Source organism: Bdellovibrio sp. HCB288 (genome assembly GCF_047305935.1).
In the GTDB taxonomy this organism is placed as follows: domain Bacteria; phylum Bdellovibrionota; class Bdellovibrionia; order Bdellovibrionales; family Bdellovibrionaceae; genus Bdellovibrio.
In genome coordinates, this window is sequence record NZ_CP178619.1 from 1,105,573 (window position 1) to 1,127,466 (window position 21,894).

At 45.8% G+C, this 21,894-nt stretch carries 22 protein-coding genes, 1 other RNA gene and 1 pseudogene; 13 read left to right on the top strand and 11 right to left on the bottom strand.

Annotation, left to right across the window (positions count from 1 at the left end):
- Positions 1-70 precede the first annotated feature (70 nt).
- Positions 71-856: an alpha/beta hydrolase gene (locus tag ACLVWR_RS05325; RefSeq protein WP_413582854.1), complete on the top strand. Its 786-nt coding sequence runs from the start codon at positions 71-73 to the stop codon at positions 854-856.
- On the opposite strand, the gene ACLVWR_RS05330 is transcribed toward ACLVWR_RS05325, so the two are convergent.
- The 4 genes from ACLVWR_RS05330 to ACLVWR_RS05345 form a co-directional block, all read right to left on the bottom strand.
- Positions 853-1,230, bottom strand: a complete 378-nt coding sequence (locus tag ACLVWR_RS05330; RefSeq protein WP_413582855.1) for a hypothetical protein — start codon at positions 1,228-1,230, stop codon at positions 853-855. The genes ACLVWR_RS05325 and ACLVWR_RS05330 overlap by 4 nt on opposite strands.
- Before the next feature lie 158 nt (positions 1,231-1,388).
- Positions 1,389-1,697 (bottom strand): GNAT family N-acetyltransferase, encoded by a 309-nt coding sequence (locus ACLVWR_RS05335; protein ID WP_413583483.1) that lies wholly within the window; start codon positions 1,695-1,697, stop codon positions 1,389-1,391.
- A 59-nt stretch (positions 1,698-1,756) separates the two neighbouring features.
- On the bottom strand, positions 1,757-2,251 hold the full coding sequence (locus tag ACLVWR_RS05340) for a hypothetical protein (RefSeq protein WP_413582856.1): 495 nt from the start codon (positions 2,249-2,251) through the stop codon (positions 1,757-1,759).
- Positions 2,248-2,997, bottom strand: coding sequence for a ParA family protein (locus tag ACLVWR_RS05345; RefSeq protein ID WP_413582857.1), 750 nt, complete (start codon positions 2,995-2,997; stop codon positions 2,248-2,250). The genes ACLVWR_RS05340 and ACLVWR_RS05345 overlap by 4 nt, the downstream gene beginning before the upstream one ends.
- A gap of 151 nt (positions 2,998-3,148) precedes the next feature.
- Here ACLVWR_RS05345 and ACLVWR_RS05350 point away from each other — a divergent pair, with 151 nt between their 5' ends.
- The 4 genes from ACLVWR_RS05350 to ACLVWR_RS05365 all read left to right on the top strand — a co-directional run bounded on the left by ACLVWR_RS05350 (position 3,149) and on the right by ACLVWR_RS05365 (position 6,860).
- A complete protein-coding gene (locus ACLVWR_RS05350) occupies positions 3,149-3,598 on the top strand; it encodes a YaiI/YqxD family protein (protein WP_413582858.1) in 450 nt (149 codons plus the stop codon).
- 219 nt (positions 3,599-3,817) lie between these two features.
- On the top strand, positions 3,818-4,753 hold the full coding sequence (locus ACLVWR_RS05355; RefSeq protein WP_413582859.1) for a hypothetical protein: 936 nt from the start codon (positions 3,818-3,820) through the stop codon (positions 4,751-4,753).
- Positions 4,754-4,924: 171 nt separating this feature from the next.
- Positions 4,925-6,265, top strand: a complete 1,341-nt coding sequence (locus tag ACLVWR_RS05360) for a hypothetical protein (protein WP_413582860.1) — start codon at positions 4,925-4,927, stop codon at positions 6,263-6,265.
- Positions 6,266-6,407: 142 nt separating this feature from the next.
- The gene (locus ACLVWR_RS05365) at positions 6,408-6,860 is read left to right on the top strand and encodes a DUF1801 domain-containing protein (protein WP_413582861.1); all 453 of its coding nucleotides are present in this window, start codon (positions 6,408-6,410) and stop codon (positions 6,858-6,860) included.
- Positions 6,861-6,977: 117 nt separating this feature from the next.
- Here ACLVWR_RS05365 and ACLVWR_RS05370 read toward each other — a convergent pair whose 3' ends face one another.
- Positions 6,978-7,868: an alpha/beta fold hydrolase gene (locus ACLVWR_RS05370; protein WP_413582862.1), complete on the bottom strand. Its 891-nt coding sequence runs from the start codon at positions 7,866-7,868 to the stop codon at positions 6,978-6,980.
- 69 nt (positions 7,869-7,937) lie between these two features.
- On the opposite strand from ACLVWR_RS05370, the gene ACLVWR_RS05375 reads away from it, so the two are divergent.
- The 4 genes and pseudogenes from ACLVWR_RS05375 to ACLVWR_RS05390 form a co-directional block, all read left to right on the top strand.
- Complete coding sequence (locus ACLVWR_RS05375) at positions 7,938-8,834, top strand: DMT family transporter (RefSeq protein WP_413582863.1); 897 nt, start codon at positions 7,938-7,940, stop codon at positions 8,832-8,834.
- Positions 8,821-9,273, top strand: a complete 453-nt coding sequence (locus tag ACLVWR_RS05380) for a MarR family winged helix-turn-helix transcriptional regulator (protein WP_413582864.1) — start codon at positions 8,821-8,823, stop codon at positions 9,271-9,273. The genes ACLVWR_RS05375 and ACLVWR_RS05380 overlap by 14 nt, the downstream gene beginning before the upstream one ends.
- A gap of 576 nt (positions 9,274-9,849) precedes the next feature.
- On the top strand, positions 9,850-11,460 hold the full coding sequence (locus ACLVWR_RS05385) for a S1 family peptidase (protein WP_413582865.1): 1,611 nt from the start codon (positions 9,850-9,852) through the stop codon (positions 11,458-11,460).
- A 206-nt stretch (positions 11,461-11,666) separates the two neighbouring features.
- A pseudogene (locus ACLVWR_RS05390) lies at positions 11,667-11,894 on the top strand (replication-relaxation family protein); the annotation flags it as partial.
- Between the two features lie 258 nt (positions 11,895-12,152).
- Here the strand turns inward: ACLVWR_RS05390 and ssrA are convergent.
- From ssrA to ACLVWR_RS05410, 4 genes are all read right to left on the bottom strand, one after another.
- Positions 12,153-12,500, bottom strand: a transfer-messenger RNA (tmRNA) gene (gene ssrA / locus ACLVWR_RS05395).
- A gap of 441 nt (positions 12,501-12,941) precedes the next feature.
- Positions 12,942-14,192, bottom strand: a complete 1,251-nt coding sequence (locus ACLVWR_RS05400; RefSeq protein WP_413582866.1) for a TIGR02147 family protein — start codon at positions 14,190-14,192, stop codon at positions 12,942-12,944.
- A gap of 155 nt (positions 14,193-14,347) precedes the next feature.
- The gene (locus ACLVWR_RS05405) at positions 14,348-15,430 is read right to left on the bottom strand and encodes a hypothetical protein (protein ID WP_413582867.1); all 1,083 of its coding nucleotides are present in this window, start codon (positions 15,428-15,430) and stop codon (positions 14,348-14,350) included.
- Between the two features lie 175 nt (positions 15,431-15,605).
- Entirely contained in the window at positions 15,606-16,859 is a 1,254-nt protein-coding gene (locus ACLVWR_RS05410; protein ID WP_413582868.1) for a hypothetical protein, read from the bottom strand.
- 137 nt (positions 16,860-16,996) lie between these two features.
- On the opposite strand from ACLVWR_RS05410, the gene ACLVWR_RS05415 reads away from it, so the two are divergent.
- Positions 16,997-17,686 carry a phosphatase PAP2 family protein gene (locus tag ACLVWR_RS05415; RefSeq protein WP_413582869.1) on the top strand — a complete coding sequence of 230 codons (690 nt, stop codon included), beginning with the start codon at positions 16,997-16,999 and terminating at the stop codon, positions 17,684-17,686.
- Here the strand turns inward: ACLVWR_RS05415 and ACLVWR_RS05420 are convergent.
- On the bottom strand, positions 17,683-18,429 hold the full coding sequence (locus ACLVWR_RS05420) for a M48 family metallopeptidase (RefSeq protein WP_413582870.1): 747 nt from the start codon (positions 18,427-18,429) through the stop codon (positions 17,683-17,685). The genes ACLVWR_RS05415 and ACLVWR_RS05420 overlap by 4 nt on opposite strands.
- Positions 18,430-18,486: 57 nt before the next feature.
- Between ACLVWR_RS05420 and ACLVWR_RS05425 the strand changes: the two genes are divergently transcribed.
- The 3 genes from ACLVWR_RS05425 to ACLVWR_RS05435 all read left to right on the top strand — a co-directional run bounded on the left by ACLVWR_RS05425 (position 18,487) and on the right by ACLVWR_RS05435 (position 21,382).
- On the top strand, positions 18,487-19,467 hold the full coding sequence (locus ACLVWR_RS05425) for a serine/threonine protein kinase (RefSeq protein WP_413582871.1): 981 nt from the start codon (positions 18,487-18,489) through the stop codon (positions 19,465-19,467).
- Between the two features lie 66 nt (positions 19,468-19,533).
- Positions 19,534-20,028: a hypothetical protein gene (locus ACLVWR_RS05430; protein WP_413582872.1), complete on the top strand. Its 495-nt coding sequence runs from the start codon at positions 19,534-19,536 to the stop codon at positions 20,026-20,028.
- 124 nt (positions 20,029-20,152) lie between these two features.
- Positions 20,153-21,382: an NADP-dependent isocitrate dehydrogenase gene (locus tag ACLVWR_RS05435; RefSeq protein WP_413582873.1), complete on the top strand. Its 1,230-nt coding sequence runs from the start codon at positions 20,153-20,155 to the stop codon at positions 21,380-21,382.
- 65 nt (positions 21,383-21,447) lie between these two features.
- Here the strand turns inward: ACLVWR_RS05435 and ACLVWR_RS05440 are convergent, their stop codons facing one another.
- Positions 21,448-21,876 (bottom strand): VOC family protein, encoded by a 429-nt coding sequence (locus ACLVWR_RS05440; protein ID WP_413582874.1) that lies wholly within the window; start codon positions 21,874-21,876, stop codon positions 21,448-21,450.
- Positions 21,877-21,894 lie beyond the last annotated feature (18 nt).

The following is a 21,894-nucleotide window of genomic DNA, read 5'->3' on the forward strand; positions in this document are numbered from 1 at the left end:
TCTGGTCTCTTGTTCATGAGATTCTTTATCTGTACCCGGCAATTGAGCCGGAAAAGATAAAGGAGAACTTATGGGAAACTCAAACGGAAAAACAGTTGTACTTATTCATGGCGCTTGGATGACACCTATTTCTTGGGATGGTTTTAAGAAGTATTTTGAAGAACAGGGATTTAATGTCATCACTCCTACTTGGCCACTGATGGATAAATCAATAGAGGAACTGCGCGCCCACCCCGATTCAGAATTCGGTGCTCTGTCGTTTAAAAAAATAGCGGATCATTTGGAAGGTATCATTCGTGCTCTTCCCGAACCACCACTCTTGGTAGGGCATTCAATGGGTGGCCTGCTTGTGCAGCTTCTGTTGGATCGTGGACTTGGATCGGCCGGTATTTGTATAGATCCCGCACCTATTGCCGGTGTTATACCTGACACAAGATCACTGACTTCAGCATTGCCGGGTCTGTTAAGATTCGCTGGCTGGAGAAAGCCCTACATCCTTACTAAAGAAGCGTTCGACAAAAATTTTGCCAACACTGCTCCCGCTGAGCAAAGAGATGCGGACTACAAGAAATTCGTAGTGCCTGCGCCAGGAAAAATCTTCTTTCAAGCAGCCACAGGAATTGGCACTCACGTGGACGTAAAACATCGCAAACAACCTCTGCTGATTATTGCTGGCGAAGATGACAGAACCACTGCACCGGCCATGGTTGAGGCCAATTACAGAAAGCAGGCGAAATCTCCAAGCAGAACTGACTTTAAATCCTTTGCTGGTGTCTCACACTATTTGATCGCAGAACCGGGTTGGGAGAAAGTCGCTGATGCCAGCGTAAAATGGGCTCAGGATGTAATGCGCTAGTTCTTCTCGTCAACGTATCTGAAATAGGCCCGGCAGAGTGGATTATCTTCTTTGATTCGATTGTAGCGAAGAATTTTATCCATTCTACGAGCCTTACAGCGATTCACCATGGGACCAATCAATGCACCAGGGCGCTCCTTTAATACCGGAGCTGCTTCTTCTCGGCATGATTGATCCGCACTATTCCAAGCCGTCTCACAGACTTCACGACTTAAATTATAGCAAACACCTTGTGGACTGGTTGCACCGCAAGGTTGCTTAGCAACACTTTCTTCAATCTCTCGCTCTACCACATAAGTATTCATCACATATATTAAACAAACCACCAACAGCAAGGAGCCTGCGCCGATGTCCCAGTAAATTGGTATGCGCAATAGCTTTGCGCTTGGCCGAAAGTAAATTAGCAAGGTACCTATTACAAAAAGTGCCACATAAAATAATTCAGTCATATTTTAAGCCTAACAGAGTTATGAGTTTCATCACAAACAGAGTCTGTTCTTATTCCATCACAGACATTAGCCGCCATCGTGGGTTAAGGGCGCCGCTGCGCCCACTCTTTCTTTGTAAGTTCCCAAATCTCGTGCTCGATATATTTTGGATTCACGAAATTTGCGGGACTTACACTGATTAACCGTGCGCCGGTTTTCTCTTTGATTCTGCGTGATTTCAAATTACCAACCGCATTTGCAAAGACAAGTTTATCAAAACCCAATTCATTAAAGGCATAGTTCATCACCGGCTCAACCGCTTCAGTCATGTAGCCCTTGCCCCAAAATGGTTTTCCCAGCCAGAATCCTCTGTTCTCGGGATGTCCTTCCCGCCATAAATGAACTGCACCAATAAGAACTGTTCGATTCGTTCGTCATACTTCTCCCCCTAGCTCGGAAACAATAGTCCCGACTAAAGAAGATCATCAAACAGCGATTTAATCTGACTTAGAATATGTGGTTCACAAAGAGGTTTTGCTGCGGTCGCCTTTATCACTGGCGCTGCGTTCTTCTCCTTGGGAGTGGCCGTCTGCGCGGGTTTACGCTTTGCCTTTCTGGTTTTGGCAAATTCACCAGCAGCACAGGTCTCCCATTTTTCAGAGATAATATGTCCCGCACAGATTTCGCGCATCATAGAGGTCTGCACTTCAGCACCCTCAGCGACTACCAGGAAACGGTACTGAATTTGATGTTGATACTTAAGCCAAACTTCGGTGGTGTACTTTACCGACTTTTTTGTTTCAAGCTTCTTCATCTCGTATCTCTGCTCGAAACCAAACTCATCAGTCAGTTCAAAGAATAGTGACTCCCCTGGCTGCAAAGTTACAGCCAAAAGTTCCACGTTGGTGACGACTTTATCACCAATAGGCTTTGTTGAGTCTACGAAGAGTGGATTGATGGTGCTCAAACCCACATTTCCGCTGCCAGATTAGCCAACGCCATGCCCGCCGGATTTTTTGGCGAGTATTGCAACATTGGCTGATGATTGTGATGGGCTTCCTCAACGACGATGGATTCAGGGATATAGTTATTGAATACCGGAATCGTGTAGATTGTGCGCAGGTCGTTGATCACTTTTTCCACAATACGGCGATTGCGGTACTTGGAGATGATAATTCCACGAACGTCGATCTTGTGACCAAGGCCCGTGTGGATGTGTTTCAAAGTATCCAGGATCAAATCGATGCCCTTCAAAGAGAAGTACTCCGGGCAAATTGGGATTACGATGTCTTTGGAGGCGATCAAGGCGTTCACAGTCAAAAGACCCAAAGATGGTGAACAATCAATCACGACGATATCATAGTTGTCTTTGATTTCAGCCAAAGCTCTTTTTAGAATGCTTTCACGGCCGAATTTAGTGGCCATGTGAATTTCAATACCGCTCAACATGATTTCAGCAGGGATCACATCGATGCCGAAAGCTTCTGATTGAACGATGGCATCCTGGGCCTCAAGTTCACCCGTCAGCACATCAAAGATTGTGTTTTCAAAATTCATGTCACCAAAGATCGCGCGAGTTGCAGAGGATTGTGGATCCAAGTCGATCAAAAGGATTTTCTTACCCTCTTTCGCCCATTGTGCTGACACATTGATAGCTGTCGTCGTTTTCGCAACTCCGCCCTTTTGATTGATAAATGAAACAACACTGCCCATGGATTCCTCCGATATTGGTAATTCCCCAATACTTTAGGCCAGGTTTTTATAGATGAGAAGAAATCTACGGGGGTTAGGGGTGCTTTTCGCGACAAAGGTCTAGGTCCAAACTCAAATTGACCCGTCAGTCATTTGAAACAATTATTGGTGCATGCTGAATATCTATATCGATGCCGATGGCTGCCCCGTTAAAGAGGAAATTTACAAAGTAGCGGAACGCTATCAACTGAAAGTCTTTGTTGTGGCCAACAAGTACCTGAATATTCCGCAAAGCTCACGGATCGAGATGGTCGTTGCCTCCAGTGACTTCGATGCAGCCGATGATTGGATTGTGGAGCACGCACAAAAAGGTGACATCGTCATAACCGCCGATATCCTGCTGGCAGAACGATGCATAAAGAATCAAGTGCGCGCCATTGGAACAAAAGGCATTGAATTCACCGAGGACAGCATCGGTGGCGCCGTTGCAACACGCGAACTTATGCAAAACCTACGTCACATGGGAGAAGTCCGCGGCGGCCCCGCGCCCATGGACAAGAAAGACCGCTCCAAGTTTTTAAGCACTTTGGATCAGGTCATCCAGCAGCTGAAGCGCTCTTAAATGAGCTTAGACTTTATTTTTACGCGTAAGGCTGCTGGGAAACCAATGCCGACAAAGAGTAAACCTCGCCCGTTTTTAAAAATGGAGGTAACGGTGTAGCTGTTCTGCCGCGGACATCCGACCTCAGGAATAAACAAATGTGAATCCGCGTCAGCTAATTGTTTTGACCTATTAACTACCTCCTGAAATCATTGTCCCATCTACATTTGAGGGGGATCAATGAAGACAATGCTATTAGCGATTGCGACTTTGTTTTGCGCGCAGGTTCTTGCACAAGAGACTTCTACATCAACGACCAAGATTTCAAATCCAACGCAAACATCTTCCGTATCCGCAGCCAATAACAGCATCTCGACCACCGCTCCAAAACAAGAAAATCCATGGCACTTCACTCTGGGTTCTGAAAACTACAACTACGAAGCAGACAACCGCAGCACCGACTCAGGAAACATTACTTCCTACAATTTTGTCGGCGCTCGCTACGCCCCTTCAAAACTTTGGGAGCTGGAGCTTCGTCAGCATTTTCAAATCGTCTCCAGCCGTGACCGTTTGGGTGGTCGTGACGCCGTACTTCACCGCGACTCTGCAACTGCAATGGCAGAAACAGTTCTGTGCGCAGCTTTGAAACCCACTGGTTTTATGGGCTCAAGTGCTGCACTTATTGATCTTAGATATTACGCCCCCACTGACAGTGTGGCTCGCGAAAACCATGAAATGGGTCGCATTCGTCTTGATAACTATTTCGAGTGGACAATCACTCCGAAGTTCACGATGGCAGCTTACCTGTCTCCACGAGTGCTGCTGAACAGCCAAAACAATCCAAACAAAGCTGTCGGGGCGGATGCAGAATACTATCAGCTGAAAGCGGCTCCGTACTTTATCTATACAATGAACGACCACATCAATCCGTACTACGCGTACACGGTGTCAGGCAGATCCAGCCAGGCGCAACGAGGCAATTGGGATTTGGATATGGCAAACACAGGCTCCCACGAAGTGGGCTTGAATCTTTATTACGACGCTTTCTACATCAATCCAGCAGTGATCAGCGACACCGGCTTGAATGATGGCAGCGGCTCAGTTCTAAGCGAAGATTCCCGCGCGTTTTCTTATGATAACTTAAGTTATAATTTGAACGTCTACGCGGTTTTTTAAATTTCTACAAAAACTGCAACTGAAAAAATTTAAGCCTCCCAATTTGGGGGCCTTTTTTATATCGCATACGCCGGTGAAGAAATGACCTCACTTCATGTGGCATATCCCTTGCTTTGTGAGTTCCAGAAAACAATTTGGAGCAAAATGGCTCCGTTATTGAGGGGAATCACAATGAATCGATTTTTTACCTTGCTATGCAGCGTTTTGATCTGCTCATCAACATGGGCGGGAAGTTTTGGCAGACCTGGCCAAAACGGAAGCACCGGAAACTCTGGCCACTACGGTGGAAACGGAGACGACGTCACTATCTTTGCTCCCAACGCTCAGGGTGGAAGATACAATCTAAACGGTGGCGACGGTGGTGATGGTCACCCTGGTGCAGACGGCGGTGACGCCTACTTTTGCAGTCAAGACCGTGTCGCCGAAGACCTTTTTGGAGCTAATGCAGGCGACGGTGGAGCCGGTGGTGACGGTGGTAGTGGTGGTCATGGCGGTGATGCAACCATTTATTATACTGATATATCTCAACTCAAAAAAATATTGATCATCTCTGAGGGTGGCGAAGGTGGACGCGGATCCTATGGCGGGCGTGGCGGATCCCGCGGCTGCCGTTGCGATTACAGAAATTGGGAAATGCCTCCACGTTGTTATGACTACACAGATAAAGACGGAAAACTGTGTCGCCGTTGCGATCCACCTCCCCGCTTTACTTGCGACGACGGACACTCGGGTCGCGATGGCTCACGTGGAAGCGATGGTAATGATGGCAGCAGCGGATCGGTCACGCTCATTAAATCCGCAACTGCCCTTTTGGAAGAAAACAGTGACGCCTCAGTTGCCGTAAATAAACTGAATACGAACCAAACGGTGCGCGCAGTTCTGACCGAGAATCTCTTCACATCAAAAGCTGGCATCCGCTCATTCCTGGCTCCCGGCTCCCGAGTGAATGACAACTACTATGAATTCGTTCGCCGTGCCGTTGAAAATGTCGCGATCGTGTGGCAAGCACCCCGCAAACCAGCAGATCACACGGGCAAAGTTTCTGCTTTCATTCGCAATGGCAAAGTAGGTTTCGAAGTCAGCTCTAATGATATTCTGATTACTGAAAGGTCAGACTCTGCGGCAGAGCATACACTGACAATTAAAGAAGCTTACAAAGTCGACGAGTTCTCCCGCATTGGCATCACCAAAGAAGGCCTGGGCAAAAATTCAAAGATCAAAGTGCAGGCCATTTCACCAAGACCAGATATGGTCACTGACTCTTTCCATGTGACAATCACTTATGTGCGCTTGATCTTAAGGGATAAAGTCGTGTTCTCTGGTCCGGTACCAAAACAGTTCATCAGCAAAAGTGGCAATCAAACGATTTTGAACATCGGTCAGATTAAGTTCGAAGACTCAGACAAGATTTGGAATAAAAAACTGGTGATCAATTTCTCGTTCAATCGCAAAATCGCCAACAGCTACGAAAACATCTCGAAGTCTGCGACCTACAAGCAGGATAAGCTGTAACAGCATTTCGGTATAAATTCCCGCAGGAACACCTGCGGGAATTGAACCCGCGCCCACAAGTGATCCGACATATGACGCTACATACTTAGTCGATAATTTAATTTGATGATGGGACCGCCAGCGTGTGAGATTTAAAGACACTATGAAAAAGAAGGCTGCAAAAAAGATTTCAAAAAAAGTAAATCGCAAAAGTCCGAAGCCAAAGCTTTTGTCAGGTGGAAATCCTCAAATTGCTAAAGGCGATGGCAACGAACCCGTGCAAAATTACATTTCAGCTGTACCTGGGTGGAAAAAAGAAGTTGCTCGCAATCTTGATAAACTAATTACGCATCATATTCCCACAGTAAATAAAGCTGTGAAATGGAATTCGCCCTTTTATGGAATGGAAGGCAAGGGATGGTTTTTAGGTTTCCATGTCTTTACGAGGTACGTGAAAGTCACTTTCTTCAATGGCGGATCACTAAAGCCACCTCCACCCGTGGAAGCAAAACACGAAGGCACCCGATATCTCCATATTTATGAAGACGGTTTTGATGATGCACAGTTTGTGAAGTGGATTAAACAGGCCTGTAAGTTACAGGGATGGAAGCCGTAGCTCCCCGAAGGGGAGGTTCTTATCAATTATTTTTCTTTGAAAAATTGGTGGACTCGGAGTTTCGATTGTCGAACCCGAGTCTGTGACAATTAAAATCGCTCTTTAGCTCGAACCGACTCAGAAGACGCTCTGATTGAGGAACTCCGTAAAATTCTCACCACAAAGCTCTGGATACTGAAATAAGAAACCATGACCCGAGTCTGGGTAGAGGATCAACTGAGCCTTTGGAGCCAGTTTAAATAAATTGTAGGAATTGATCGTCGGCATGCGAATATCATCTTTGCCATTAGCAACAAGAATTGGATTTTTAATCGCGGCCATCCGCTCATCTGGCACTTTCAATGGAGCTCCCCATTCTTTTCGAGCAACGGCCTGTGCCGCAACTGCTTGCATTGAAACTGGTTTGTCGCGATCTGAAGTTCTTTTTTTCAACCGACTAAGAAACTCTCTACCTAACTTCTGGCTCGATTCGCTTGGCGCGAAAAAGGCGTAGAGAATATCTTCGTCCGTAAACTCCTTCTTTGTGCTTACCGACTTAGATTTCTCCGAAAGATCATTCACCCCGACGCCACCCTTAGCGCTTGATCCTGCGATGATCGCCTTCCGAATCAAATCGTTGTGACGAATCAAAAGCTCCTGTGCTACAGCACCACCAATTGAAAACCCAAGGAGATCGACCTTAGAGAGACCAAGCGCTTTTATGAACAAAGCTGCATCATCCGCCATTGCTTCAAATGAATTGGGAGTTTCACCGTTTGTAAGTCCAACTCCACGGCCGTCAAAGGCAATGACTTTACGATCCATGGCTAAAACATCGAGAAGCTTTGGATCCCAGTTGTCCATGTTGCCGCGGGTGTGCATAAGCAAAACGAGTGGCACACCTTGCGCGGAACCAAAGACTCTATAGGCGACTCGCAGACCTGCAGCATCAACGTATTGAGTTTTGGCATTCGAGTAGGACTCAGCCTTCGCCCAACTTGAAGTCAGAAGAACTCCGGCAAATAACAAGCATGATTTGATAGCAAAAATATACTTCCTCATGTATGATGTATATACATCACTAAAGGATTCAGCGCAATGATTCGCTTCGACTATGCTCTGTATTGGATTTTAGGACTGCTTTGGGGCACCAATTTCTTGTTCATGAAAATGGCCGTTCAGGTGATATCGCCGACCCAGGTCGCTTTGATGCGTGTGGTTTTCGGGCTTCTACCAATACTCATCTTCGCAGTGCTACGCAGAGCACTGAAATACGAGCATCTCAAGCACTCGAAGCATTTTATTGCCATGGGATTGCTCGCGGTCGTTATTCCTTATCTTGGATTCATCAAGGGTACGGAATTTCTCGCGTCTGGTTCAGCAGGTGCGATCAGCGGCGTGATTCCATTGATGACCGCTCTTTTTGCATCTCTGTTTTTGCCCACCGATCGCCTGACGCTCAGGAAGTGTTCGGGTCTTATTTTAGGATTCTTTGGTGTCGCATTGATCGCTCACTTAGATCGATTGCTAGACTACTCAGCTCGTGAATCTTTATTTGGCGCAGGCTTTATGCTTTTAGGCTCAATCGGATATGCCGCCGCGATGATTTACGCTCGCAAATTTATCACACCGTTAAACATTGGGTCGCTGCCGCTGGCGTGCTATCAAACTGCTGCCGCCGCAATCATGCTCGCTATCGTGGTACCATTCGAAGGGGCGGAGAAAATCTTCGAGCATCCAAAAGCACTTGCCGCTCTGATTTTTGGATTGGGATTACTAGGAACCGGTGTTGCCTTTGTCATCTATTACAGGATCATCGAAAAACTGGGCGCAATCACTGCTTCATCAGTGTTTTATATTCCACCGATCGTCGCATTAGCGGTGGGCGCATTGATCGCAAATGAGCAGATCGGAATAGCACAGTATATCGGTGCATTAATGATTTTATTCGGAGTGTTCCTGACTCGAAACGGAGGCCAGAATGAAACAAAGTGACGCCAAAGCAAACGACTTCCAACCCATTCAGTGTGTCTGCACGAACATCAAGATGGCTTCGCGCGTAGTTGGCAGGGCTTATGATTCCGCGACTGAGTCTTCGGGGGTCAACGTCATTCAATACTCGATTCTCGTAAATATCTCGCGCTATGAACCTATCGAGCAAATGAGACTCGCAGAACATTTGGATATGGAGAGGACGACTTTGTATCGTGCGCTGGATTTACTCGCCAAACGAAAGCTCATTCGAACCAAGGCAGCAGATCACGGCGTCACTAAACTGGTTGAGCTCACACCAAAAGGAAAAGAAGTCGTAAGTGAAGCGCAAAAGAAGTGGAAATCACTCCACAACGGATTCATCGATAAATTCGGAACAGACCAACTTGAATTGCTCAACCAGCTCCTAAAAAATGCTCGAGAACATTTCCGAGATCTCTGACAAATCCGTTACCAGATATGCCAAGAAAATTTAAATGGTGGAGGCGGCGGTTATCTAGTAGAAACACCGGTTCTCACGTTTAAATCGTTTATAGAGAAAACCTGGGTGAAAGGGAAGATCGATCCTGCGGAGCTGGCACGTTTGCGTTGGGTCGAAAAATGGACAATTGAAAATTTAGCTGCGCACTTTGGCTTGGGGACAACTGCCCTCAAAAATAGACTATCCTCTATTCAAAAAAAGCCAAGGACTGCCGGCCTATTGCAAAAGCCTCCGAATATCCGCGGAAAACCGTGAAGTCATTATCTTAAAGTGACTCCCCGGCCCCCCGTACTTCATGTCCAAAAGACATCGCCAACACATCCCCGATTTCCGGGAACCCTTGTGGGCTATGCCCACGAAAAGCGGGCTCGGGGGGTTTGCACGATAAGTCAGTGTATTCAAGGTAGCGCCCTGGTTTAAAACCATTTGGTTACGTGTCTAATCTTTAGTCGTTTATGAACTCCTTTCCCGTTAGAAAGCTGACATCTATTCGACTTTTGAGTTTTAGGGCAATCTTCCCCGATCGGAGATTTTTCTATGAAATCAAATAAGCTTTTATTGGCACTACTAGCGGCAACAACAATTACTTCCGCTTGCGCGAAAAAAACAGACAATAATACTGATTCAAGCATTCAAAAAGTTGTCGATCAAACCAATGCCGACAATAAAGCTGACGTTGAAAAAATCAAAAGTGCATTTGAACAATCTCAAAATGAAATAGAGCAAATCGCAAAGGATGCGACTCTTGAGGCTGACGAGTCATTGGCTACTTTGCAAAAATCAACTCTCAATTACGTTGATAAAATGATTCGAGTCGATATTTTAGATGAAAATGGAATTCAGCAAAAGAGCTACCTTGATATTTTTGAATTAGACGGTACTTCCGGCTCGTATAAGTCAAAATTTGAAACAATGATGTCCAATGAGGCAGCTGGAATTTGTATTAATTTGGCTTCATTAGAATGCGAAACCAGCAGCAACTTTAAGAAGCTGGCGCAGACAGCGGGAACCACCACTGCGGGTCGCTTCAAGCCAACAAAGGCTAATGAAGCATTTTATTCACGAATTCCTGACATCCAAATAGAAAGCAATACTAAAGTTACAAAGCTTGAACGAGATTTCATGTTATTGCAGCTTACCGCAAAAATGAATGCCGGAGGCAGTCCGCAAGAGAAAATACGAACAATCAGAATTTCGACTGTTGGTAAGTTGTCACAAGAAAAGCATAACTTTTTTCAATTAACCGAAGATAAGTCTGATCGCAAAGATATCTCTGAAGTTGAAAGTGATTTAAAGAGACTATCATCATCAACGGTTCAGGTGCTGCTTAATTCTGAAGGCGGATCTATTTTGCATGGCGGTGGTTCATCACATGGTACTGGTTTTTTTATCAGTGATGACGGTCTTATGCTAACCAATAACCACGTTGCTGTTGGCCTCACCAAGTGCATGACTACGCATAAGTGCAAAGCAGAGCTAAGACAGGTAAGCCCAGAAAACCAATCCACGGTTTATGTTGTAGATGCACAGTTATTAGTGACGGATATCTCAATGGACTTTGCACTTTTTAAAATTTCCGTGCCAGCGGAGATGAAGATTCAGAAGTTAGAAATCGAGGATAAAGAGGTAGATGCCGATCTAATGACTTTAGGATACCCTGCAGATAGAGGGCAAACTCGTGAAACCACGCCTTTAACATATTCTTTCGGTAAACTGGTGGGTACGTTCGATTTAGGATATTCAACGAGCGTTTATCTTTCTGGTGGAGCTTCAGGCAGCGCTATGCTTAATAAGGCGACCCAAAAAGTAGTAGGTCTTGTCAGCAACGCAGGAATTGTCGAAGCGGGTGAAAGTGGTTCCCCCGGGATTGCAAGACCGATTCAAATGATTAATGCAAAATTTGGTATTGAAGACTATTTGAATGGTTCCAAAGAAGTTCGAGTTACAAAAATCCTTCAAATGCTTAAAGTTAGCTCCAATGTTACTGAAGCTCAAAAGGCACTCAATGCCTTCGAAAGCGAAAGAACTTATTTAGGATTGAATGTGATGAAGTCCGTCATGTTATCACACCAGGATTTTGCAGTTCGTAAGGTAATTATGCAGTATCTTGAGAAGCATGAGCTTATTATGGGACCGGATCAAGAGTAGGTCTTTTACTTTTAACAATGTCCCTAGATTCTTTTACAAAATTTTGATTAGAAGGCGCTGGCTTAAAAAAACCGCGCCTTTATTTTTTCTTAGTGACCTTGCCAATTTTAAAATCGTTATCATCTTCTAATGGCTTTTTACGAGAGGAACCAAATGCAAACATAATCAACCTAGGAGGTTACACATGAATCGAGCTAAATTTTAACATGATCCTTCAACCAAGAGACCTGTTGCTCTTGGAAAATCTTAAGAAATACGGTGTTCTTTCAACACCCCAAGTGATCCGACTTCACTTCCAATCAATCGCAAAGACCACGGCACTCAGACGTCTACGAGCATTAGATCATGGAACCGTCATCCGTCGCTCAGTTCCTTTGGACGATGGGACAAGTACATGGACTCTTGGCCTCAAAGGAAAACGACTACTCGCAGTAGAGGAGTCGATGCAGTTCTCAAATCGCAACACAATCTATCACGATGTCCTTTTGAACGACGTTCGAATGAAATTCGAGGACATGGGATTGGGACGCGATTGAACTCCCGAGCACCATTTAAAGTCTCACGCCTTTAAAAACTATAAATATCGCCATGCCAAGGAACAGCTCATCCCTGATGGAATGTTGATCGAGCCGATCAAGGACTCAGCCTTTGCCAAAGTTTCAAAAAGACAGTGGTTCGAAAAGATTGACAAATGGTGGAGGCGGGGGGAATTGAACCCCCGTCCGCAAGTGATCCGCGATAAGGCGCTACATACTTAGTCAGTGTTTTAATTTGTTCGTAGGGCTTCCACAGACAAAATACCTACGACACATTCCCCCAGTAAATTTAAGCAAGTCTGCTGGAGAAAACCCAACTCGCCGAGGTCTCTAATTTGACAATCTACTCCAAAAGCGAAACCACCTTAAGGGAGATCGTGCGGCTAATTAAGCTGCAAGTGCGTAATCGTTGCCAATTACAAAATGGACGTTTTTATCGAGGTCCTCATCCGCCCCGGTATGCTCCTTATGTTTCAGCACCCACGTCGAAGCCAGTACGCCCCCGTAGTGTTAAACAATATTCGTTCATTGTAGCACAGATTTTCAATTCACCTAATCGAAGTAAATTTTGAAGTCCTAGTCTGCTCAAAACGATCGGACATAGTGTGTTTTTGGATCGCAGAAAACAACACCCAATTCACCACGTCAAAGCACGGTTTTTAAGCACGTTATGTTACACCACCTTAACAATACGCTAACGTGAGCATGACAATTCACCTGGTAAAAGGTCCAGATATCCACCATTTATAGGGGTCTTCCACAGACTTATCCACATTGTTGCTGAAATTTTGGTGCTTTTTTTAAGGGAAATTTAAGATTCTTAAATTTTCGTGAAAACGATTCGTGTTTTCTGACATGCTCGGTAACATAGCAAAATGGACTAAAAAGGACAAAAAAAGGGGAGCAAAATGCTCCCCGTTTTTGATTCAAAATTTGCTCCAAAATTTAGCGGAAAAGTTCCGCTGCCGATGCCGCTGATGCCGCCAAAGAACTCACATTAGAACGTTCTTTGTTAGCATCCTGGTTCGCGTTCGGAATCAAGGATGACTTCTTCGCTGGCGGAGGTGGCGCCTCAGTTTGTGGTGCCACTGACACCGGCTTCGCTACAGCTTCAGGCTGAACTTGTGGAGCTACAGGAGCGGCTTGAACTGCTACTACCTCTACCGCTTGCGCCAGAACTGCCTCAGCTTTTGCGACCGCTTCAGCACTTGGTGCCGCTGCTTCCATCACAGAGTCAGCAAGTTTCACATCAAGAGCACTTTGCATAATTGGTTGAGAAGACGCATTCACAGAGTTTGTTACCGGGAACAATTGGATGTTCAGTTGGTACACTCTTTCGCCTTTTGATTTCATACGAGCGATGGAGTTGTCTTTATGCAAACCTTTGCGCATTTGACGAAGTTTGAATTTGATTTCCTCAAACTCCGCTTTCGTCAAAGACATCGTCAGCGTACCGAATTCGCGATCAGTCGGTTGATCCTGGTAAATGGATTCAAGACCCAAGTACATCAATTGAGATTGAAGTTTGCGAACCAACGCAACCGGGATGTCTTCCGGAGATTCAGTCAGGCTGCGGGCCTTCTTGATCTCCCCTGTTTTTTCATCACGGCGAAGTTCGCCCGAAGCGATCAATGCCTGAAGGGAGTTTTCGATTTCGTCTTCGGAAGCTTTACCGCGCAAAAGGTTTTTCAATGATTGCGTATCGAACGTTACGCCATCCTGATCTACCATCGCATAAACAATCCACGCCACCCAGTTCGGAACTTTTTCGAAAGACTTGCGATCGATTTCTCCGGACTTAAGTTTCACACCTACACGGTGCTCAGACATTTTTTTAAGGAAGATATTACGATCTGCAGGATCCGTCGCTTGTGTGAAGTTTACCAGCAGGCGGAACTCTTCGGTTTGCTCTTTATTGAAACCGAGTGCTTTACCGAATTTACCGATCATGTCCTCGGAAAGGTTTCTTTTTCCTTCGATGATCATTTTCAGATAATTTGGAGATTTGATATTCGCCGCTGCAGAGAAAACTGCGTAGTTATACTGGCGCAAAGAACCCTTGGAAGCTTTACGTTTATATTGATAAAAATCCGCAAGATATTCGCGGTAGTTCATGTAATCGGACAATGCTGGCGAAACCAGCGAAGTGTTTGAAATTTCTTTGCCTTTGCCGAACTCATGTTGATTGTGTTGCATTGAAATTGCTCCTTATTGCGCCTAAATAGTTGAACGCAGTTGGAGCTTCAAAACAAGGGGATTCAGTACGTAAAGCGGCATGTTTTCGCGCGGCATAAAAAAAGGGCCTCCGTTTTCACGAAAGCCCTTGATGAAGAACAAAATTATTAAACTGCTTAGCGTGGACGCGGAGGTTCCGGTGGAGGAACCGGGCGATCGTTATGACATTTTTCAAGAATCAATGTGACGTTATGAATGTCCATGCTGCCATATGTGTAGATCACCATATTTTGTGTATTTGGTCCGATCACCACATTTTGTGGATTCCATAGGTAAGTTTGAGTCCATGGCCCAATTTGCAAACGAGGGTAGACGAACACTCCATTAATAGATAGATCCGCAAACGAAGAGTTCACCAACGACATTGCTTCGAAACGCACAGAGGCCAAACGGTAACCACGGTGCTGTCGTGAATTAAAGTATCTGCCAATATCCAGGACATCATTGCCCATCATACGACGGCTGATACCAAGACTTACCTGCTCGCATCGGCATGGGTTTTCCACTCCCCCGCCACCACCGCCGCCGCCGCCTGGGCAACGAAGGTTCAGTGTGATTGTGGAAACATCAGACATGCCACGCACTTCGATTTCCATCATGCGCACGCCTTGGCCGATCACAGCGCGGAAGCGCGGAACAAAGTGCACGTAGCCTTGTGGTGAATTCGCCCACTGATCGACTTGTCCATTAATCAGGAAACCCATTTGCGTGCGGATATCAGAACCCAACACTTGCACACCTACAGATTCAACCACGCAACCTTGATAGCGATGGTCGATCCCCGCAAGCGCAAACAAATTCAATCGCTGATTGATCACACGACGTTGAACGTAAATAACTTTTTGATCTGATCCATAACCACCATTGCCTGGCTGACCCGGTTGCCCAGGATAAGGTTGCCCTGGGTTTGGACTGTGAGGCGGCGGAGGTGGAGGAATCGGAGTCGTCGCTGGTGGACGTCCCGGATTTGGTCTCGGGTTAGGTTTTGGATTCGGTTTTGGCTGAGGGCGCGGTTGCGGCTCTGGCTGTGGATATTCTGGCTCACCCGGAACCGGAAGATCGTCATCTGGTAGTGGAAGCGGATTATTATACCCACCGTTTTGCGGTCCTTGGTTTTGTCTTGTTTGCGCTTCGCTGACTTGTGGTCCAAAAACCATCGCCATGGAAATCGCCAAGATAAAAATCTGATTCAGAGCCATCTCGTCCCCCTTTTGCATAATTAGAATCTGCGCAGAGGGCATAAAGCAAGCGTTATACCAATCATTTGGGTGTCATAAAGTACCCAGGAAGCACGACAGCATAAAAAAAGGGCTGCAGCTTGGAGTCTGCAGCCCTTGGGCAAACAAAGGGGAATCCTTTATTTGTATTTTGGGTTTATTCAACTGATGGCAAATCTTCACCGATGCCACCATCGTAACCGCCATCGAAGCCACCGTCGTCATTTTGACCTTGGTAGTCGTTAAGATCGATTACTGGTTTGATGCGTCTCATGAACGTGATCGCAAATGCATCTTGCTTGAAAGTCGCAAGCTTTCTCATTTTAAATACGATACGCAATTGACCCAAACCATTGTTAGCTGTCAAACGAGCCTCACCAATCATGTTTTGGTAGCTTAATTTACCAGAACTTGTCAGACCGTCTTCATCAGCATTTGGATCTGTTTTCAAAGGTTTCAACACGATGTTCGTGGCGTTACCAGATTGTGGAGCTACCAACGGACCTGCGAAAGCCAAAAGTTGATTCGAGCGAGTTGTAATTGTCACTGTAAAACCAGAACGACCGTTAACAACTTCCCAAGTATTCATGAACGCAGTTTTAACGCTATTCGAAGATTGGTTGTATTCCTTGGAGTTTTTCGCCAAGTCACGCATAACGTCGTATTCTGGATTGCCATTCTTAGACAACGGCATTTTGAAGTGAAGGTCTGCGATGGATTGACGGAAAACGATATCGAACTTGCTTGCAGAACCTGCGTAACCCAACTCCGCTTTTACCAAAGTCGTTTCGCATTTACCGTCCAAATCAAGGCACTGAAGAGTACCATGAGAAGGAAGTGAACCTGTCGTCTTAGTTCCGTTGCCAGCACGTGCTGACTGAAGTTTGATAATATCGTTGTTTTCTTCCAAAGAAGAGTTCCCAACAAAGTTATAAACTTTCGGGAAACCATTTTCCTGAACTTTCAATGTCACAACAGATTGATCAGATACACTGTCAAACTTCAATTTAGCTTCAGTAATAGAAGAGGCGTTGCCAACATAATCACGTTTCAAACCGCGAATTACATCCAACGTATCGTCTGTAGAAGACGATGTATAAAGAAGACCTTCGTTAGAAACAGCACCTGTCACACGTTTACCGTATTTATTGCTGTCAATATTAGTCGGCTGAGCGGCTTCGTAGTTAGGACCCACGATAACACCGTCAGAGTTCATCACACCTTCAGCCACTGGAGCTGTCGGATTAACATTTGTGCCAGCACCTTCAAGAACTGGAAGATCAGATTCATCCAAAGTGGATTGAGTTTCAGGCGGTGGGGCACCAACACCTACATTTTTATCTTTGCTGCAGGCAGCAAGGCCTAGTGTTGCGACCAAAGCCGCAGTAATCAGAGAATGTTTTTGCAACATTGAAAACCTCCAAGTTTTTTCAGTCACGAGTTTTGATAGTCCCAGCAATAGCAAGGCTCAGGCCAAGTATTGTCACCGCTGAACATGCTTGTATTGCAATACAGACCTATCCTATGATGCCTTAGAGAAGGAATTACATGGCTGCTTACAATTTGAACGCCCTATTGAATGATAAGAGGAAATTTCGACACCACCTCCTGCTGGTCACGGTTTTGGCCCTGACTTTGGCGGGTTCCGTGGCAGTCCTTTTTGACCAGTCTGTGGCTCTATATTTCAACTCCCCAGAGTCTCATGCCTTCATCAGACCGCTAGCCCGTGAGGTCACCAATATTGGGCTTTCCGAGCATTATTTTACTATCTGCATCCTGACCTGGATTTTTTGCGCCTATGTGGCGCCCCGATTCGCCAAACTCAAAAAGTATTCCGCCTCCGTTGATTACTTCCGTCGTTGGGGCCTGAATTTTCTTGTGGCGTTGTTAGTCAGTGGCGCGATGACTCACGTCGTGAAATTCCTGGTGGGTCGCCAACGTCCTCACAAAAGCCCTTCCTTTGATCCCTTTGTTTTCGACCACATCACCACTCACTGGCACTGGCATTCGTTTTCCTCAGGACACTCGCAAGTGATGTTTACGACGGCCACAATGTTCTGTATCGCATTTCCCAAGTACAAGTGGTTGTGGCTTGCAATTGCGGTGATGGCTTGCGCAACTCGTGTGATTATCCAGGACCACTTTATCAGTGACACGATTTTTGGGGCTTGCGTGGGTTACGTTGGAACTTTGCTTGCACTTAAATGGATGCAAAGAAGCAAGAACGCCCTTATCTAAGAGCGTTCAGATAAAAAGTCAGTCAGGCCCTGGGATGACTTCAGGGTCTTTACGATGCGCGCATATTCAGGAATAAACGACTCAACCACACCCCAGAATTTCGGTGAATGATCCATGTGTTTTAAATGTGCCAACTCGTGCACGATCACATAGTCGATAATCTCCTCACCAAAAACCACAAGACGCCAGTTTAAATTGATCGCCTTTCTGGAAGAGCAGCTCCCCCAGCGGGTTTTCTGTTCCCGGAATTTTAATTCCGAAGGATGAAGGTTCATCACCTCCGCCCAATGACTTACCTTTTGCGACAGAAGCTTTACGGCTTCGCGTTTATAAAAGTGTCTGAGCTCGGCAATGGCTTTCGGATGATGCTCTAAAGAGGAATCAGCCTCCCACTGAGCTTTCGGAATATGCAGAAATAACTGATCCTCACTGACCGACACAAAGGCTTTTTTGGAGAGTGTGATGACGACCTTCAGTTCGCGGTCGCGCCCCAGATAGGGAAACCTCTCCCCGGCCTTGATGGTTTTCTTTGGATAAAGATCCGCGATTGCATCAAACTTAATAAAGTTCTTTTCTATCCATTCGCGCTTTGTGGACAGAAAATCCAGGACCGTTTGCTTGGTAGTGATTTTGTTAGTCACCACTTTAATGGGACGATTGGGATACAGGTAAATCGACAGCGACCTGCGAAAAGGCTTACGGTGCAATTCCACCGCCCAGTTTGCAAAATCAAATAATTCCACCGACCCACTCATGCAATGGAGAATGACTTAACCCCCAAGAAGTGGCAATCTAAATCCATGGACAAGAATTCCTCTTTTTATAATTTAGATCCCGACAAAGTACTGCAAGCAGCGGATAATGCAGGCTTTTACCCAACCGGGGAATTCACGCAACTGAACTCCTATGAGAACCGCGTCTTTGATATCAAATTGGAAGAACCAGTTGAGCCAAACTCACAAAGTAAGAACGTCATCGCCAAATTTTACCGCCCCAATCGCTGGAGCAAACAGGCGATTTTAGAAGAGCACGAGTTTCTGCTGTCCTTAAGAAATGAAGGCATTCCCGCTGTAGCCCCTTTGTTTCAAGGCCATGATTCCACGGTTTCTGAAGTTGACGGCATGTATGTTTCATTCTTCCCGAAAGTTTTGGGGCGCATGCCTCAGGAATTTTTAGGGGATGATTACCGCAAAGTGGGCCGCCTGATGGCACATGTTCATAATGTGGGTGCGCGCAAGAAAGCGCCTCATCGCCCGACCTTGGATACAAGTTACTACGGGGGCTGGGATACCTTGGACAATCTTCAGGACTGGGTCACGCCGGAATTGCGCACCCGCTATAATGTGGCTGCAGAAGACATTCTTTACGCCATCGACGATAGCTTTGATCCGTCGGAATTCATTCGTATTCACGGAGATTGCCACAAGGGGAATTTACTGAATAACGGTACACAGTTTTTCCTGGTGGATTTTGATGATTTCGTCAATGGCCCGGTGGTGCAGGATTTCTGGATGTTGCTTTCAGGCGATCAGGATTCCTTCGGTGAAGAAAAAGATCTGATCATCTCTGGTTATGAGGAGCTTCGTGAATTCCCGGATCATCAGTGGTCATGGATTCCAATGCTGCGTGGACTGCGAATCATCTCTTACGCAGGATGGATCGCCAAACGCTGGGAAGATCCAAGTTTCCCACGATTGTTCCCTGAGTTTAACACCTATCGCTATTGGGCGGAGGAAGTTGAAGCGCTTGAGAAAATCGCGTGGTCCATTAATCCCGCCTAAATTTCGTTGACGGACCGTTCTTGGAAAGCAAAGCTTTTATTTAACAAGCTTCACCAAGGACGGACCATGAAATTTCTTATTTCAGTATTGTTGCTGGGACTGACCCTGAATCTGACTGCCTGCAAAGTTGCAGAGGTAGAGGAAGAGGAACTTCCTCCAGACACTATCGCCAACCAAACAGACTACAGCTCCTGCAACACGAGTGGCGGTGGAACCAGAACTATCATTGGTTCTTGGCTTTATCGCCAAGGCGTCGGTAACACCAGCTTTACAAAAACATTCACTTTTTCTCGCGAATACGTGCGCGTGACCAATGACTGCGTGTTTGACGGCATCCCGGTTCGCGCGACTTCCACGTCACGCGTAATGCTTGGCATAAACTCTGTGAGCTATTTGGATGCGGTTCTTAATGAAAACGCATTGCAAAGAGAGGGCTACAAACTGGTTTGCCAGTCGAAAATTGACCTCGCTGACCTATCCTATCGCTTCCAGGGCAACTGCCTTGTCCTTACAGGCCAAGACGGCAAAGGCTCTTTGACACTTATTCCTGCCACCAACTAGTTCATTGCCGCCCCAGCATCAAAACCTGGGGCTCGCCGCAAAGCAGAACTTCCTCAATCCTTTGTCATGAGGTCCGCCCCTGATCTATATTTCTAGGGCTTATTAACCTATCAAAGGACAACTCATGAAAAAAATCAAAGTTGCAAATCCCGTCGTTGAACTAGACGGCGACGAAATGACGAGAATCATCTGGAAATTCATCAAGGAACAATTGATCCTTCCTTACCTTGATATCGACATTAAGTACTACGACTTGGGCATGGAGCATCGTGATGCTACTAACGACCAGGTAACTGTTGACGCTGCTGAAGCGATCAAAAAATACAACGTTGGTATCAAATGCGCGACAATCACTCCTGACGAAGCTCGCGTTACTGAATTCAAATTGAAACAAATGTGGAAATCACCAAACGGCACAATCCGTAACATCCTGGACGGTACTGTTTTCCGTGAGCCAATCATCTGCAAAAACGTTCCACGCCTGGTACCTAACTGGACGGCACCAATCTGTATCGGTCGTCACGCATTCGGTGACCAATACCGCGCAACAGATTTCGTGACTAAAGGTAAAGGTAAATTGACTGTTACTTTCCAGCCTGAAAATGGTGGCGAAACGATCACTCACGAAGTTTATAACTTCAAAGGTGACGGTGTTGCTTTGACTATGTACAACACTGATGAATCCATCACAGGCTTTGCTCGTTCTTGCTTCAACCAAGCATTGACGAAAAAATGGCCTTTATACCTTTCCACTAAAAACACGATCTTGAAAAAGTACGATGGCCGCTTCAAAGACATCTTTGAAGACATCTACCAAAAAGAATTCAAAGCGAAGTTCGATGCAGCTGGCATCACTTACGAACATCGCCTGATCGACGACATGGTGGCTTCTGCTCTTAAATGGAATGGTAACTTCGTATGGGCTTGTAAGAACTACGATGGTGACGTTCAATCAGACACAGTTGCACAAGGTTTCGGTTCTCTTGGTTTGATGACTTCTGTTCTTGTTACACCAGATGGTAAAACAATGGAATCTGAAGCAGCGCACGGAACTGTGACTCGTCACTACCGTCAGCACCAACAAGGTAAACCGACTTCTACAAATCCAATCGCTTCCATCTTTGCTTGGACTCGTGGTCTTGAGCACCGTGGTAACTTGGATAACAATCCTGAGTTGGTTAAGTTCGCTCAAACTTTGGAAAAAGTTTGCGTGGCAACGGTTGAAGATGGCCACATGACTAAGGACCTTGCCGTTTGCATTTATGGCGACAAAGTTCCTGCAGACAAATACATGAACACTGAGCCGTTCTTGGCAAAACTTGATGAGAACTTGAAAAAAGCTCTTTCAATGTAAGCTGTTCTAATTCTTTAATAAGAATTCAAAAGCCCTGGGGAAACCCGGGGCTTTTTTTTTGAGAATTAAAAAGTAATCTTAATCGCATCGACGTTCTTATTCGCAGGCCCGTGAAAAACGGCCTCGATATTGTTACCATCCGGATCAATCACAAATGCGGCGTAGTAACCTGGATGATAGGGGCGCTCCCCGGGTTTACCGTTATCTTTTCCACCCGACTTCATTGCGACTTCATAGAACTTATCAACCATCGTGCGGTCTTTTGCCTGGAAGGCTAAATGTGTGCGCCCCGTTAGTTCCCCAGCTGCCGCTTGGCTAGACTTTGTAGAGATGAAAAGCTCATCAATCCAAAAGAAGTCCGGGCCTTCGCCGCCCAATGGAACTTGCAAAGTTTCAAAGAGTGGAAGATAGAACTTCTTTGCTGCCTCAAGATCACGAACAACCAGCTGAAGGTGATCGATCAAACGACCGCGATAAATCTCATTTGTTTCCATGATCTCTCCTTTTTTGGG